Below are 14547 nucleotides of genomic sequence, written 5' to 3'. Positions count from 1 at the left end.
AATGCCCGAATGGATGCTGGCGACGCCTGCCTCACCGGCATCCGGCAGCACGCACCAGCACATGGAGGAAGCGAAGCCGGAGCTGCCCTGGGCCGTGTCCGGCGTGCCGGGTATCTCGACTTCGACGGGGCGATCGAAGATCGACGTCGACGAGGCGGTGCGGCTGGCATGGCGGGCCGGCCTGAAGCGGCCGTTCAGCCTTTCCTTTCCGCTCGGCCCCAAAGGCGCCTGGGTCGCCAGCTACGCACCGGACAAGGCCGAGGACGTCCGCACGCTCTATTTCGACCAGTTCGACGGCCATCTGCTCGGCGACGTGCGCTTCGGCGACTATGGTCCGGCAGCTAAAGCGATCAGCTGGGGCATCGCCGTCCATCAGGGCCAGCAATATGGGACGGCCAATCGCGCGCTGATGCTTGCCGGGTGCAGCGCCATCGTGATGCTGGCGCTTTCCTCGCTGATCATGTGGCTGAAGCGCCGGCCCGCCGGCGCGCTGGGCATTCCCCCGCTGCCGGCGGATCGGCGGACGGTGCGCGGCGTGCTGCTCGTCGTCGCCGCGGCCGGACTCCTTTTCCCGCTGGTCGGGCTGTCGCTGGTCGCCGCGCTGTGCGTCGAAGGCGCGGCGGCAGCGCTGCGCCGGCTCGCTCAGCGCACGACGAGATGGGTGTAGAGGTGCCAGGTCGCGTAGCCGAGCACCGGCAGCACCACGGCAAGGCCGATAAAAGCCGGAATCGAGCCTATCACCAGCAGCGCGGCGACGATCAGGCCCCAGCCGACCATCATGCCCTTGTTGGCCATGACTGCCTTCACCGAGGTGTCGATTGCGGTTCGTGCGTCAACATCCTTGTCGACGAGCATCGGCATCGAGACGACGCTGATGGTCAGCACCAGCGCCGCGAAGCAAAGTCCGACCAGGTTCCCGACCACGATCAGCGTCCATCCTTCGGGAGTTGTGAAGACCGTCCTGAGGAGGCCGCCGAGCGAGTCCGGCGCCGGGCCGATCAGCGCCGTGTAGATGGCGCTCGCCGCAGCCACCCAGAGGGCGAAGATGATCACAAGCAGCGCAGCCACACCCAGGATCGAGTCCCAGGCCGGCCGCTTCGGCACATCGAAAAAGTGCGACCAGTCCGACTCGAGCCCCGCTTCGCGCCGGCGGGCAAGCTCGTAAAAACCGATGGCCGCGACCGGGCCGAGCAGGCTGATGCCGGCGGCGACCGGCACGAACAGGTGCAGCAACGGTCCCTGGAACGCCACCACGGCGGCGAAAAGGCCGATCAGCGGGTACAGAATACCGACGAAGATCAGGTCTCCGCGCTTGCTGAGGAAGTCGTCCCAGCCTTGCGCCAGCGACTCGCGCATGTCGGCGCTGTTGATCTTGCGAATTTCAGGTGATGGCGCGGCGATCGGACCGGCGGATTGAGCAATGGCCATGCTGCTCTCCTCATCCTGGGGATCAGGTGAGCGTAACCATACGCCTCGAAATGGAATCATTCAAATCGACAGCTTGGGATCGCCCTCGATGATCCGCTGGTCGAGTCTGGGCGCTTCGCCCGCACGCCATTTCGCGGCGCTGTGCACGATGCGGTAGCGAACCGGTCCGCCGTCTGTGCTCGCCACCTGCGCGACCGGGCGCGGGATGCAGACGAATTCGGTGTCGATCCGGTCGGTGGACGCAGTCACGACCGAATAGCCGTGCCCGCCCATGTCGATGAACGCCAGATGGGGCGCCATGTCGGGATTGCTGAGTGCCCGCGCCCGCTCGATGTCGCCGGTGCGGGCATATTCGAGCGCGCTGCGGACGCCGTGGTGCAGCGCCAGGTTCAGCGTGCCTTCGGGCTTCGCCTCGCCCGGCCGCTGGACGATGAAGACCGGGCGCAGCGGATGGTCCTTCAGCCCATGCTCCAGCGCTTCCTGCAGGCCCGCAGAGGAAATCGAGCCGGTGATGAAGGCGATCCCGACCGGTTCGAACCGCGCCGGCGGCAGCGCCTTGGCGGCATAGCCGGCCCAGAAGCTGTGGCGGTCGCCGGACACGGTCACGAAGCCGTCGATGCCGCGGTCGCGCACGAAATCGTACAGCTCGGCGCGTTCGGTATAGGCGCCGCTCAGATCGCCGCCGCCGGAACAGGCATAGCCACGGCCGGGCCAGGGCTTTCCGAGCCCCGCCGGCAGGTTCTGAGGATCGAGGCGCCAGTCGAGCGTGCCGTTCGACGCCGCCCATATTTTCCAGGTCGCGCGCGAGGCTGCCAGCCGCTCTTTGAACCAGGCCTTCTGCACCCGGCCGAGCAAAGTGAAGGGCGGCTCCTCCTTGCGGAAATTGGGGATGGTCGCCTCGCCGAACGCGATCGTGTCGGGCGGGCCGCCCGGCAACGCTCGCCCTGCATCGAGCGCCCGCAGCGCCTCTTCCGGAAAGCAGAGCGGGAAATCGGGCGAGCCAAGCGGCTCTGCCTCAGGCCGGCCGGTCGGGTCCGCCATCATATAGCTGTGCATGTCGGTGATGATCAGGTCGACATGCTGGCCATAGCGAAGCGCGCGATAGGCGGTCATGCTGCCCAGCGCTGCGCGGTTGTTCGGCTCGTCGCCCAGGCCGTGATCGTCGACGCGCTCGATCGGCGCCTTCTCGACCTTCGGGCCGTCGAAGCGGTCGAGCCCCGGGCCCGACGCCTTCGCCACGCGCGATGGGATATATTCCCACCAGGCCTGGTTGGCGGCGACCTTCAGCGGCTGCGCCGGTTCGGGCGGGCCGTCATATTGGATGTAGCTCTGCCAGCCTTTCCACGAGAATTCGTGATTGTCGCCGATGCAGACGAACGGAAAGCGCGCGCGGGCGTCCTGGATATCGGGATCGGCGATGTGGGCGCGATAGACGGTGCGATAGCCGTCCAGCTCGGTCGGCACGTGGAAATTCAGCACCTTTCGGGCATTGGGCACCCGGCCGATGTCCTTGATCGTGCGGTCGTAGCGGTGCGCGATCTCGTCGGGATATTCGACCACCTCGTAGATGAAGTCGCCGAGATGGAGCACGAAGCCGAGCTGCCGTTCCGGCGCGGCCTGCTCGTCTTCGTGGATCATCCGGCGATAGGCGTGCTGCCAGCCTTCGTTGACGCTCTGGCACGAGACGAACGCGAACCGCACTGGGGCGGTATCGTCCGCGCGCGGCGCGGTGATCGTGCGCCCGACCCGGCTGGCATTCCCTTCCGCATCGATGAAGCGATACCAATAGACGGTCCGCGGCTTCAGGCCGGCGGCAAGCACGCGGCAGGTCCAATCCGCCTCGGCCAGGATCGGCGCCCGCCGCGCTCCGACGATCTGCTTGAAGTCGGGATCGGCGGCAAGCTCGACCGTCAGCTGGCGCCGCATGCCGCCCGGATAGGGGCGGCGGGTCCACAGGATCACGCTGTCCGGCTCCGGATCGCCCGAAGCGACGCCTTCGGGGAACAGATCGCGTCGTTCGCGTGCGCCGGTCCGTGCCGCCAGCGCGGCTCCGGGCCAGAGCAAGGTGGCGCCCATGGCGGCCGCCCCTGCCAGCGCGGTGCGGCGGTCAATCTTCGGGAATGAGTCGCTCATGGAACAAGTCTATGCCGGACTTCCAGGGCATGAGGAATGACCCTCTTGCATCGCAGCCAGCACAAGGGCTTGATAGCGGCAAGGGAGCGCGAGTGACGGACATATCGGCTCAGCTGGACGCGATCATCGCCGCGCATCAGGAACGGGAAGGGTCGCTGCTGCCGATCCTGCACGACGTGCAGCGCGCCTGCGGCTGCATTTCCGAAGAGGCGATCCGCCACATCGCGCACGCGCTGAACCTCAGCCGCGCCGAAGTCTCCGGCGTGGTCGGCTTCTACCATGATTTCCGCCGGGCGCCGGCGCCGCTGCCGGTCATCAAATTGTGCCGGGCGGAAGCGTGTCAGGCGCGCGGCGGCGACGCCCTTGCGCGCTGGGCGGAAGAGGCGGCCGCCGGCCGGGTCGCGATTGAGACCGTCTATTGCCTGGGCCTCTGCTCGGTCGGGCCATCGGCGATGATCGGGGACGAGGTCCATGCGCGGCTCGATCCCGAGACATTGGCGCAGCTGATCGAGAGCGCGGCGTGAGGCTGTACATCTCCGATGACGCGGCGGCACTCGCGTGCGGGGCGGGCCGCGTCGCCGCGCGTGCCGAAGCGCTCGGTGTCGAACTCTTCCGTACGAGCAGCTGGGGTCTGCACTGGCTGGAGCCACTGGTAGAGATTGAGAGCGGTGGGGCGCGCATCGGTTACGGTCGGGTCGCGCCCGGGGAGGTCGCGGCGCTGCTTGACGGAGCGCTGGAGCACAAGCGGATCGGCGATGTCGCATCGCACCCGTTCATTGCCCGCCAGACGCGGCTGACCTTCGCGCGGGCGGGCAGGACGCGGCCGCTGAGTCTCGACGACTATGCCGCGACCGGCGGTTGGATCGGGCTCAAACGGGCACGGGCGATCGGAGCCGGGGCGATTGTCGAGGAGGTGAAGACCTCCGGCTTGCGCGGGCGCGGCGGCGCAGGCTTTCCGGCCGGGATCAAGTGGGAGACGGCCCGGCGCGCGCCAGTCCCCCGCAAATACATCGTCTGCAATGCCGACGAAGGCGACAGCGGCACCTTCGCCGACCGGACGCTGATGGAAGGCGATCCGTTCTGCCTGATCGAGGGAATGGCAATCGCCGGGCTGGCGGTCGGGGCGGACAAGGGCTTCGTCTATATCCGCTCCGAATATCCGCACGCGATCGCCAAGATGGAAGCGGCGGTGCGGCTGTCGGCGGCGCTGGTGGCACCGTTCGCTATCGAGGTGCGGGTCGGCGCCGGCGCCTATGTCTGCGGCGAGGAGACGTCGCTGCTGAACTCGCTGGAGGGCAGGCGCGGGGAAGTCCGCGCAAAGCCGCCCTTGCCCGCAATCGAGGGGCTGTTCGGCTGCCCGACCGTCGTCAACAATGTGCTGACGCTCGCCGCCGTGCCGTGGATTCTTGCGAACGGCGGACAGGCCTATGCCGACTTCGGTGCGGGCAAGTCGCGCGGCACGATGCCGATCCAGCTCGCCGGCAATATCCGGCATGCCGGGCTGTTCGAGACCGCCTTCGGTTTGACCCTCGGCGAACTGGTTCACGACATCGGCGGCGGCACCGCGTCCGGCCGACCGGTGAAGGCGGTGCAGGTCGGGGGGCCGCTCGGCGCCTATTTCCCGCCAAGCCTGTTCGACACGGTATTCGATTACGAGGCCTTCGCTGCGCGCGACGGGCTGGTCGGCCATGCCGGCATCGTCGTGTTCGACGACAGCGTCGACATGGCGGCACAGGCGCGCTTCGCGTTCCAATTCTGTGCGGCCGAGAGCTGCGGCAAGTGCACCCCCTGCCGACTGGGCGCGGTGCGCGGATACGAGACGATGGAGCGCATGATCGCGGGCGAGGACCCGGCCGCCAATCTCGCGCTGGTCGAGGAGCTGTGCGAGACGATGACCTTCGGCTCGCTTTGCGCGCTCGGCGGGCTCACGCCCTATCCGGTGATGAGCGCGATTCGCCATTTCCCCGAGGATTTCGCGCGGTGAGAGTGCTGGGCGCCGTGCTCGCCGGCGGACGTTCCAGCCGCTTCGGCAGCGACAAGGCGCTTGCGGTGTGGCGCGGCAAGCCGCTGCTCGCGCACGCCGCCGATGCGCTCGTTGCGCAGTGCGGCGCAGTCGTGATCGTGGGCCGCGATGTCGCGGGTTTCACGTGCGTGCCTGATTGGCCGGCGCCGGACCGCGGGCCGCTTGGCGGATTGGCCGGGGCACTCAATCATGCCCTCACGAACGGATATGAGCTCGTGCTGACGTGCGGCGTCGATAGTGTCGGCCTTCCTGCGGACCTGCTTAGGCAGCTGCAGCCTGCGCCGGCCTTTGTGGTGACCCAGCCGGTGCTCGGCCTTTGGCCGGCAGAGGCGGCCGGATTGGTCGAGGAAATCCTGTTCGGCGGCGGCTCGCATTCGATGCGCGCTTTTGCGGATCGGATCGGCGCAAGGCCGGTGAAGCTCGCGGCCGAACCTGCTAATGTGAATGCGCCCGAGGATCTGGCGCGATTGGAGCTGCACCATGGGCTATGAGTTCCAGCCCGATTTTGGCACGCCTGCGTCGCGCGCGGACGAGACCGTGACGCTCAGCATCGACGGGCACAGCGTCACCGTGCCCGCGGGGACAACGGTGATGCGTGCCGCCGCCGAGGCGGGGCTTGCGATTCCGAAGCTTTGTGCCACCGACACGCTGAAGCAGTTCGGCTCCTGCCGGCTATGCCTGGTCGAGATCGACGGCGCGCGCGGCACGCCGGCCTCCTGCACTACGCCGGTCGCTGAGGGCATGGTCGTACGCACCGGCGGTGAGCGGTTGATGCGGCTGCGGCGCGGCGTCATGGAGCTGTACCTGACCGACCATCCGGCCGACTGCAGCGCCTGCGCCGAGGGCGATTGCGAGGTGCTGGCGCAGGCGGAAGCTGTCGGCCTGGAGACGGTACGCTACGGTCCGGGCGCCGACCACCAATGCGAAGCCGTGGACGCGTCCAATCCCTATTTCGACTTCGATCCCGCCAAGTGCATCGTCTGCTCGCGCTGCGTGCGCGCCTGCGACGAGATCCAGGGCACGTTCGCGCTGACGATCGACGGCCGCGGCTTTGCCTCCACCGTCTCCGCCGGCCTGCCGAGCGACGACTTCCTGTCCTCCGAATGCGTATCGTGCGGCGCCTGCGTGCAGGCCTGTCCGACCGGCGCGCTGCAGGAACGCACGGTCAAGGAACTCGGCATGCCCGATCGCGCGGTCGTGACCACATGCGGCTATTGCGGGGTCGGTTGCACGTTCCGCGCGGAAATGCAGGGCGAGCAGCTGATCCGGATGGTGCCGTGGAAGGACGGCAAGGCCAATCGCGGGCACAGCTGCGTCAAGGGCCGCTTCGCCTGGGGCTATGCGAACCACAAGGAACGCATCCTGAACCCGATGATCCGCGCCTCGATCGACGAGCCGTGGCGCGAGGTGAGCTGGGACCAAGCCTTCGCTCATGCCGCGTCGGAGCTGCAGCGCATCCAGGCGAAATATGGCCGGCTGTCGATCGGCGGCATCACCTCGTCGCGCTGTACAGACGAAGAGACGTTCCTGGTTCAGAAGCTGGTCCGCGCGGGATTCGGCAACAACAATGTCGATACCTGCGCGCGCGTCTGCCACTCGCCGACCGGCTATGGGCTGAGCGCGACGCTCGGCACTTCGGCGGGGACGCAGGACTTCGATTCGGTCGAGCAGTGCGACGTGATGATGGTGATCGGCGCCAACCCGACCGACGGCCATCCGGTGTTCGCCAGCCGAATGAAGCAAAGGCTGCGGCAGGGCGCGAAGCTGATCGTCGTCGATCCGCGCCGGATCGACCTGGTTCGCGCGCCGCATATCGAGGCCGCCTATCATCTGCCGCTCCGCCCCGGCACCAATGTCGCGGTGCTGACGGCGATGGCGCATGTCGTCGTGACCGAATGCCTGGCCGATGAAAACTTTATCCGCGCCCGATGCGACTGGGACGCCTATTCCGAATGGGCGGCCTTCGTGGCCGATGCGCGGCACAGCCCGGAGACGCTGGCGCCGGTGACGTTGGTCGATCCGCGGCAGCTGCGCGAGGCGGCGCGGCTCTATGCGACCGGCGGCAATGCGGCGATCTTCTATGGGCTGGGCGTCACCGAGCACAGCCAGGGTTCGTCGGCGGTGATCGCGCTCGCGAACCTGGCGATGGCGACGGGCAATTTCGGCCGGCCCGGCGTCGGCGTGAACCCGCTCAGGGGCCAGAACAACGTCCAGGGCAGCTGCGACATGGGCAGCTTCCCGCACGAGCTCAGCGGTTATCGCCACATCGCCGATCCGGGCCTGCGAGCCATGTTCGAGGCCGATTGGGGCGTGCCGCTCGATCCCGAACCGGGCCTGCGCATCCCCAACATGCTCGACGCCGCCGTCGACGGCGTGTTCAAGGCGCTCTACGTGCAGGGCGAGGACATTCTCCAGTCGGACCCGAACACGAAGCACGTGGCCGCCGGCCTCGCCGCGATGGAATGCGTGATCGTCCACGACCTGTTCCTGAACGAGACCGCCAACTACGCGCACATCTTCCTGCCCGGCTCGACCTTCCTCGAGAAGAACGGGACCTTCATCAACGCCGAGCGGCGCATCCAGATGGTGCGCAAGGTGATGGAACCGCTGAACGGCTACGAAGACTGGGAAGTAACGCAGGGTCTCGCCAACGCGCTGGGGCTGGGCTGGTCCTACGCGCATCCGTCGGAGATTATGGACGAGATCGCGCGGCTGACGCCCACCTTCGCCGGCGTGTCGTTCGCAAAGCTCGACGCGCTCGGCTCGATCCAGTGGCCGTGCAACGCTGCCGCGCCGGAAGGCACGCCGGTGATGCACGCGGACGGCTTCGTGCGCGGCAAGGGCCGGTTCGTGGTCACCGAATATATCCCGACGGACGAGAAGACCGGGCCGCGCTATCCGCTGCTGCTGACCACCGGCCGCATCCTCAGCCAGTATAATGTCGGCGCGCAGACCAGGCGCACCGCGAACACGGTCTGGCATCCCGAAGACCTGCTGGAGATCCACCCGCACGATGCCGAGCAGCGCGGGCTGAAGGATGGAGATTGGGCGAAGCTCGCCAGCCGTTCGGGCGAGACGACGTTACGCGTGACCGTCACCGACCGGGTCGCGCCGGGCGTGGTCTACACCACCTTCCACCACCCAGCGACGCAGGCCAACGTCGTCACCACCGAATATTCGGACTGGGCGACCAGCTGCCCTGAATACAAGGTCACCGCGGTCCAGGTGTCGCCGTCCAACGGCCCGACCGAATGGCAGGAGGACTACGAGGCGCTGACCGACCGCTCCCGCCGGATCGCGGCAGAGGCGGCCGAGTGAGCACAAGCCTCGATCGCCTGATCTACATGGCCAACCAGATCGCGCGGAATCTCGCCACCGACGCCGATCCGGTCGCGGCGACCGCGCACCATATCCGCCGCTTCTGGGACCCGCGGATGCGCGCGATGATCCTCGATCACCTGACGGCGGGCGGGCAGGGGCTGGACCCGGTGGCGCGCGATGCGCTGCTGGCGATGCAGGGCAGCGCATGACCGGCAGCCGCACGCAGCGGTTTGCGGAACATCTGGCTGCGGGCGGCGCACGGAGGCTCGAGCGCGAGGTGGCGGTCGAGGAGCCCTGCGCGGTCGAGCTGAACGGCCTCGGCTATGCCGTGATGATGCTGACGCCGGAGCATCTGGTCGACTTTGCCTATGGTTTCTGCCTGTCGGAACGGCTGATCGATGAAGCAGGCGATATCGTTTCGGTCGACGAGCATAGGACGGAACAGGGCTCGCTGCTCCGGATTGCGACACGGCTGGCCTTGCGCGAACGCGTGGCGGAGCGCGTGCGCCATCGCATCTCCGACAGCTCGTGTGGCCTGTGCGGGATCGAGAATCTGGAGCAGGCCTTGCGCCCCCTGCCCCGCATCATCGCGCGCCGACGCCCGCTCGATCCGCCCGCAATCTTCCATGCCCTGTCGGCGATGCGCGCGTACCAGCCGTTGAACCGCGCGACAGGCACGGTGCACGGCGCCGTCGCGTGCTCCGAGGATGGCGCAATCCTGATCGGGCGCGAGGATGTCGGCCGCCACAATGCGTTCGACAAATTGATCGGCGCGATGCTGCGCGCAGGGCAAAGCTGGGGCGAAGGCTTCGCGCTGCTCTCCTCGCGCTGTTCGTACGAATTGGTCGAGAAGGCGGCGCTTGCCGGCTGTCCGACGCTGGTCACGGTCTCGGCCGCGACGACGCTGGCGATCGCCCGCGCGCGCGAAGCCGGCGTGGAGCTGATCGCGCTCGCCCGCCCCGACTCCTACCTTGCGCCTACCTAGCGGTACCCGGCCAGGATCGCGTCGACGTCAGCCTTGTGCGCGCCGAGCCAGGCGTTCAGGTCGGTCCTGAGCTTGTTGTCCTCGCGGCGAACGCCCATCGAGACGTCGAATTGCATCGGCAGCTGCGGGCCATCGAGCCAGGGCGTCGGCGTCAGCACCAACGGTACGGGCGAGGCCTTCGCGTACCACTCTGCCGTGGGTCCCCAGACCAGCGCCACGTCGATCTGGCCCGACGCGACCGCGCGCACGATCGCGGCCTGCGGATCGGCCTCGGCATAATCCCCGTAGATCAGGTATCCGCGGACATTGTCGACGATCCCGCGCTTCGCCAACGCATGGGCGGGCGGCGTGTTCGATCCGTCGTCGCCGACCATCTGCACGCCGATCTTCAGCGTCTTCAGCCGCGGGTCGTCGAAGCTGGCGATATCCAGCCCGCGATCGGCGCGCGTCACGAACACATAGCGCGCGCGGTAATAAGGCCGGGTGGCGCCGACCATCTCGACCGTGCTGCCGATGCCCGGGATCAGGTCGCATTCGCCGGCCTTCAGCGTGCTGCGGACATTGCCTCGCCGCTGCGCCCACCAGGTATATTTGAGCGTCCGCCCCCAATCGGCAGCGATCCGCTCGACGATCTTGTTCTCAAAGCCTTCCCCTTTGGCGTTGGAGAAAGGCATGTTGTTCGGGTCCGCACACACGCGCAGCTCCGCGGCGGAAGCGGGCGCCGCCGCCAGCGCCAGGATCAGCGCGAGACCGCAACGCCCCATGGCTTCCCTCCCAGCTGGACCGAGCGGACCGTGCCGCTCTTCAGGTCGATGATGCTCAGATCGCTGCTGAGTCCGTTCGCGGCATAGACGCGCGTGCCGTCGGGCGAGACCGCCAGCTCCCAAACCCGCTCGCCTACCGGAAAGCGGCGCAGGATTGTCAGGCTCGCCGCATCCACCTCCGCAACGGCATTGCCGCGGCCCAGCGCAACAAAAGCGCGGCTGCCGTCGGGACTGAACGCGATGCCGACCGGCTGCGCATTCTCGATGGTCGTGAAATCCACCTTCCCCGCCGGCTGCCACGTCGCGGTGTCGAACACCGTCACTGTCCCGCCCAGCTCCGACGAGACCCACAGCCGTTTGCCGTCGCGCGTGAACTCGGCCCAGCGGGGGCGGGCATCGACGGGCAAATTCTGCTTCAACGTCGCCGAGGCGCGGTCGATCACATGCGCCATGCTGCTGGTCTCGGAGGTGGCGATCACGGTGACGCCGTCCGGGCTCACGGCGACGCCTTCGGGTTCGATTCCGACCGGCACTTCGTGCGTCACCCTGGCGCTGCCAACGTCGATGAACGAGACGAGATTATCCTCCTCGTTCGACACGAACGCGGTCGATCCGTCCGGCGTCACTGCGACGACTTCGGGATCGACGCCGGAGGGCAGCCGTTTCGTCACCTTTCCGGTTGCGAGATCGACGATCGCGACGTCGTTGTCATTGCTGACGGCGACGAACAGCCGCTTGCCGTCCGGCGCCATCGCCAGCCCGCGCGGGCGATGGCCGACGGCAATGTCGCCGCGCCGCTCTCCGGTCGCGCCGTCGATCACGTGCACGACGTCGGACGCCTCGTTGGAGACGTAGACCGTGTCGGCCAGCATCAGGAGCAGCGGAAGGATCACAGCGTGTACAGATACGCCGCGATGTCGCGGGCCTGCGGTTCGGTGACGCCCAGCTCAGGCATCGCGGTCTGCGGATCGATCGCGCGTGGATGCTGCACCCAGGCGATCAGGTTCGCCGGCCGGTTCTCGAGCCGCCCGGCAAGATAGACACGTTCGCCGACGCCTTTCAGCGGCGGCCCGACCTTGCCCGCCGCCTGCGGCACGCGCGGGATCGTGTGGCAGCCGCCGCAGCCGTAATTCTGGATCAGCTGCCAGCCGCGCACCGGATCGCCGCCGGTCAGCAGGTGTGCGCGGGTCGCCACCTGCCGCTGTGCGTCGAGATAGTTATAGGTGTAACCGCCGGCGATCAGCACCAGCGCCGCGCCCGCGCTCCAGCCGATGATGCTAGCCGATCGCATCGGCTTCCCTCCGCGGCCGGAACAGCCGGGCGAGCAGGATCAGCGCCGCGCCGGCATGCGCCATGCCGCCCGGAATCCACATGACCAGCCCGGCGAGCTGCTGGTCCTCGGCCGGGCTCAGCCCGAACGGCATCATGCCCATCGCGGCATAGCCAGCGTACCAGGGGCTGGTGGAGAAGGCCATCAGCGCCCCCAGCCCGCCGCCGATCAGCGAGGTGACGAACAGGCAGCTCGCCGCGACCAGCGCACTTCGCCCCGACGCCCGCGTCATCGCCCACCAGAACAGCAGCGCGGTGATCAGGAACGACAGGTGCTGTGCGATATGCCAGGCCTCATGCCCCAGCGCGCGATCGAACAGCGGCGGTGCGTGCCACAGGATCAGCGCCAGTGCCTGGAGTGCCGTCGCCACCACCGGGTCAGCCAGTCCCTGCCACCAGCGGGCGCCGCCTTTCAGCCCTTGGCGCATCGTGGCGGGCATGGCCCAGAACATCACGCCCAAGGGCCGCGCACTGGCGATCAGCAAAGCGGCGGGCACCATGATCAGCTCGTGCTCGATCATGTGCAGCGTGAAGCTCCGCTCCCCGCCTTCGTGCAGGGGCGAGACGACCGCCAGCGCCAGCACTGCCCAGCCGGCCGCAAAGCGCAGGGCGTGCCGGCGGTGCTGCGCGCGTCCACCCTCCGCGCGCCGCTGCAGGCGCATATAGCCGATCGCATAGAAGAGCGCCGACAGCAGCAGCGGCACGACGACGCTCGGCGCCCAGGTCCAGCCCGGCGCTTCATCGGGCAGGCGGTGCACGCCCGCGTGCAGCATCGCCAGCGCGATCATCCGAAGCACCCCGGCAGGAACAGGCTTGCCGCCGTCTGCATGAAGATCGCGATCGAAAACAGCGCCGCCATCAGCACGCCCACAAAGGAGACGAACCTGCGGCCGCCATGCTCACGGCCGATCGCGCGCCAGCTGACCAGCCCGCCGAAGCCGGCGCTCGCGAGACCGATCAGCCCGATCAGGATCATCACGAACGGGTTTGCCGCGTTGCAATTGTCCTGCGCCAGGTCCGATCCGACCTGGTGCGACAATGCCCAGCCGAAGCCGGCGCCCAGCATGCCGGCCCAGGGCACGAGCAGGTATTTGGCCCGCTCAATAACCTCCGTTCGCTTCGAGCGAAGTCGGGAAGCATGATGATCCGCGTCGGCACGTTTCTCGACTTCGCTCGAAACAAGCGGGGGCGGGGAGGGTCCCGTCACCACCGCGGCACCCAATAGATCAGCAGGTAAATCGGCAGCCAGGTCAGCCAGACGAAGCGCCAGTAGAGCGAATTCTCACTGACATCGACGAAGCGCTTGCCGGTGGGGCCGTGCCGCGTGAACATCAGCGCGGTCAGCACCAGCGTGTCGATCCAGTCGGTCAGGATGTGCGTCGTGTGCAGCACCAGCAGCGCCCAGACGATCGAGCCATAGGGATTGTCGGTCCACAGCACGTTGAGGCTGTCGAACTCGAATGCGCGGATCACCAGCAGCAGCGCGCCGATCGCCGAGATGATCGGCAGCAGCAGCCGAACCGGCGCGATCTTCTCCGCCTCCGCCTCTTTCTTCGCCATCGTGTTCGGGATTTCGCTGGCCAGCATCACCAGCGTGAACAGCGTGCCGGCGAGCAGGTCCGGCGGCTGGATCGGGGAAGGCGGCCACGCCCCCTGATGGCTCTTCAGAATGAAATAGGCGCCGCCGGCAAGCGCGAAGCCGGCGCCCTCCATCAGCATGAACAGGATCACGCCCCACCAGGTCAGGCTGCGATTGCCGAAGCCATGGGTGGGAAGTTCGGCCAGATCCCGGACGAAGCGGTATGGCGCGCTCATGCGATCACCGGCTCCTCGCCGGGTTCCAGAGTCCGCTTGGGCCAGAACCAGGCGACCAGCGCAATGATGACCGGGATCGAACCCCAGACCACTGCCCAGGGCGTGAACACCGATCCGACGAACAGGACCGAGGTCGCGATCGCAGCCAGCAGCGGCCAGATCGACGGCTCGGCGGACGCTTCCCTGATATCCGGTTCCGCATCGATCAGCGTCGTCGACAGCGTCTCGCGCTGATCGACGCGCAGGCCCGTCATTACCGGCAGCGGCCCGCCGTCCGCATCCCAGAGCGGCGTCCGGCTTTCGACCACCGGCACATGCGCGAAATTGTAGGGCGGCGGCGGAGACGTGGTTGCCCATTCGAGAGACGTGCCGCCCCATGGATTAGGTCCCGCCGGCGCGCCTTTCCAATACGACGTGAACACATTCGCCAGGAACAGCAGCACCGCGACCGCAATCCCGAATGCGCCGATCGTGGAGACCAGGTTCAGCACGTCCCAGCCCATGCCCGCCGGATAGGTATAGACCCGGCGCGGCATGCCCATCAGCCCGGTCCAGTGCATCGGCATGAAGGTCAGGTTGAACGCGACGAACAGGATGCCGAAGCCCCAGCGTCCCAGCCGTTCCGACATCATCCGGCCGGTGATCTTCGGGAACCAATAGGTGACGACCCCCAGCAGCGGAAACACCGCTCCGCCGATCAGCACGTAATGGAAATGGGCGACGACGAAATAGGTGTCGTGCATCTGCAG

The 14547-nt window shown here is 67.7% G+C and carries 16 protein-coding genes; 7 read left to right on the top strand and 9 right to left on the bottom strand.

What is annotated here, in order from left to right:
• A partial coding sequence (locus VFT73_RS08435) for a PepSY domain-containing protein (protein ID WP_326409829.1) occupies nucleotides 1–667 on the top strand: 667 nt, incomplete at its 5' end.
• Here VFT73_RS08435 and VFT73_RS08430 read toward each other — a convergent pair.
• Entirely contained in the window at nucleotides 643–1428 is a 786-nt protein-coding gene (locus VFT73_RS08430; protein WP_326409828.1) for a DUF2189 domain-containing protein, read from the bottom strand. The genes VFT73_RS08435 and VFT73_RS08430 overlap by 25 nt on opposite strands.
• A 60-nt stretch (nucleotides 1429–1488) precedes the next feature.
• On the bottom strand, nucleotides 1489–3561 hold the full coding sequence (locus VFT73_RS08425) for an alkaline phosphatase D family protein (RefSeq protein ID WP_326409827.1): 2073 nt from the start codon (nucleotides 3559–3561) through the stop codon (nucleotides 1489–1491).
• A gap of 92 nt (nucleotides 3562–3653) precedes the next feature.
• Between VFT73_RS08425 and VFT73_RS08420 the strand changes: the two genes are divergently transcribed.
• From VFT73_RS08420 to fdhD, 6 genes are read left to right on the top strand one after another with little or no spacing between them, the layout of a single operon-like run.
• Nucleotides 3654–4085, top strand: coding sequence for an NAD(P)H-dependent oxidoreductase subunit E (locus tag VFT73_RS08420; protein WP_326409826.1), 432 nt, complete (start codon nucleotides 3654–3656; stop codon nucleotides 4083–4085).
• Nucleotides 4082–5545, top strand: coding sequence for an NADH-ubiquinone oxidoreductase-F iron-sulfur binding region domain-containing protein (locus VFT73_RS08415; RefSeq protein ID WP_326409825.1), 1464 nt, complete (start codon nucleotides 4082–4084; stop codon nucleotides 5543–5545). Before VFT73_RS08420 ends, VFT73_RS08415 begins: the two co-directional genes overlap by 4 nt.
• Complete coding sequence (gene mobA, locus VFT73_RS08410) at nucleotides 5542–6075, top strand: molybdenum cofactor guanylyltransferase (RefSeq protein ID WP_326409824.1); 534 nt, start codon at nucleotides 5542–5544, stop codon at nucleotides 6073–6075. The genes VFT73_RS08415 and mobA overlap by 4 nt, the downstream gene beginning before the upstream one ends.
• Nucleotides 6065–8902, top strand: a complete 2838-nt coding sequence (gene fdhF, locus VFT73_RS08405; RefSeq protein WP_326409823.1) for a formate dehydrogenase subunit alpha — start codon at nucleotides 6065–6067, stop codon at nucleotides 8900–8902. The genes mobA and fdhF overlap by 11 nt, the downstream gene beginning before the upstream one ends.
• Complete coding sequence (locus VFT73_RS08400; RefSeq protein WP_326409822.1) at nucleotides 8899–9114, top strand: formate dehydrogenase subunit delta; 216 nt, start codon at nucleotides 8899–8901, stop codon at nucleotides 9112–9114. Before fdhF ends, VFT73_RS08400 begins: the two co-directional genes overlap by 4 nt.
• Nucleotides 9111–9890: a formate dehydrogenase accessory sulfurtransferase FdhD gene (fdhD, locus tag VFT73_RS08395; RefSeq protein WP_326409821.1), complete on the top strand. Its 780-nt coding sequence runs from the start codon at nucleotides 9111–9113 to the stop codon at nucleotides 9888–9890. Before VFT73_RS08400 ends, fdhD begins: the two co-directional genes overlap by 4 nt.
• Here fdhD and VFT73_RS08390 read toward each other — a convergent pair.
• From VFT73_RS08390 to VFT73_RS08360, 7 genes are all read right to left on the bottom strand, one after another.
• A complete protein-coding gene (locus tag VFT73_RS08390) occupies nucleotides 9887–10654 on the bottom strand; it encodes a quinoprotein dehydrogenase-associated putative ABC transporter substrate-binding protein (protein ID WP_326409820.1) in 768 nt (255 codons plus the stop codon). The two genes, fdhD and VFT73_RS08390, sit on opposite strands and share 4 nt — an antisense overlap.
• On the bottom strand, nucleotides 10630–11547 hold the full coding sequence (locus VFT73_RS08385) for a PQQ-dependent catabolism-associated beta-propeller protein (protein WP_326409819.1): 918 nt from the start codon (nucleotides 11545–11547) through the stop codon (nucleotides 10630–10632). Before VFT73_RS08385 ends, VFT73_RS08390 begins: the two co-directional genes overlap by 25 nt.
• On the bottom strand, nucleotides 11544–11945 hold the full coding sequence (locus VFT73_RS08380; protein ID WP_326409817.1) for a c-type cytochrome: 402 nt from the start codon (nucleotides 11943–11945) through the stop codon (nucleotides 11544–11546). The genes VFT73_RS08385 and VFT73_RS08380 overlap by 4 nt, the downstream gene beginning before the upstream one ends.
• Nucleotides 11932–12771 carry a cytochrome c oxidase assembly protein gene (locus VFT73_RS08375; protein ID WP_326409816.1) on the bottom strand — a complete coding sequence of 280 codons (840 nt, stop codon included), beginning with the start codon at nucleotides 12769–12771 and terminating at the stop codon, nucleotides 11932–11934. The genes VFT73_RS08380 and VFT73_RS08375 overlap by 14 nt, the downstream gene beginning before the upstream one ends.
• Nucleotides 12768–13064 carry a hypothetical protein gene (locus VFT73_RS08370; RefSeq protein WP_326409815.1) on the bottom strand — a complete coding sequence of 99 codons (297 nt, stop codon included), beginning with the start codon at nucleotides 13062–13064 and terminating at the stop codon, nucleotides 12768–12770. The genes VFT73_RS08375 and VFT73_RS08370 overlap by 4 nt, the downstream gene beginning before the upstream one ends.
• A 122-nt stretch (nucleotides 13065–13186) precedes the next feature.
• The gene (locus tag VFT73_RS08365; RefSeq protein WP_326409814.1) at nucleotides 13187–13798 is read right to left on the bottom strand and encodes a cytochrome c oxidase subunit 3; all 612 of its coding nucleotides are present in this window, start codon (nucleotides 13796–13798) and stop codon (nucleotides 13187–13189) included.
• The coding region (locus tag VFT73_RS08360) for a cbb3-type cytochrome c oxidase subunit I (protein ID WP_326409813.1) at nucleotides 13795–14547 on the bottom strand (753 nt) is incomplete at its 5' end. The genes VFT73_RS08360 and VFT73_RS08365, both read right to left, overlap by 4 nt.

The organism is Sphingomonas sp., assembly GCF_035758555.1.
Taxonomy (GTDB): Bacteria; Pseudomonadota; Alphaproteobacteria; order Sphingomonadales; family Sphingomonadaceae; genus Sphingomonas_B.
The sequence above is the reverse complement of the archived record's forward strand: the minus strand, read 5'-3'. Positions and strand labels throughout refer to the sequence as shown.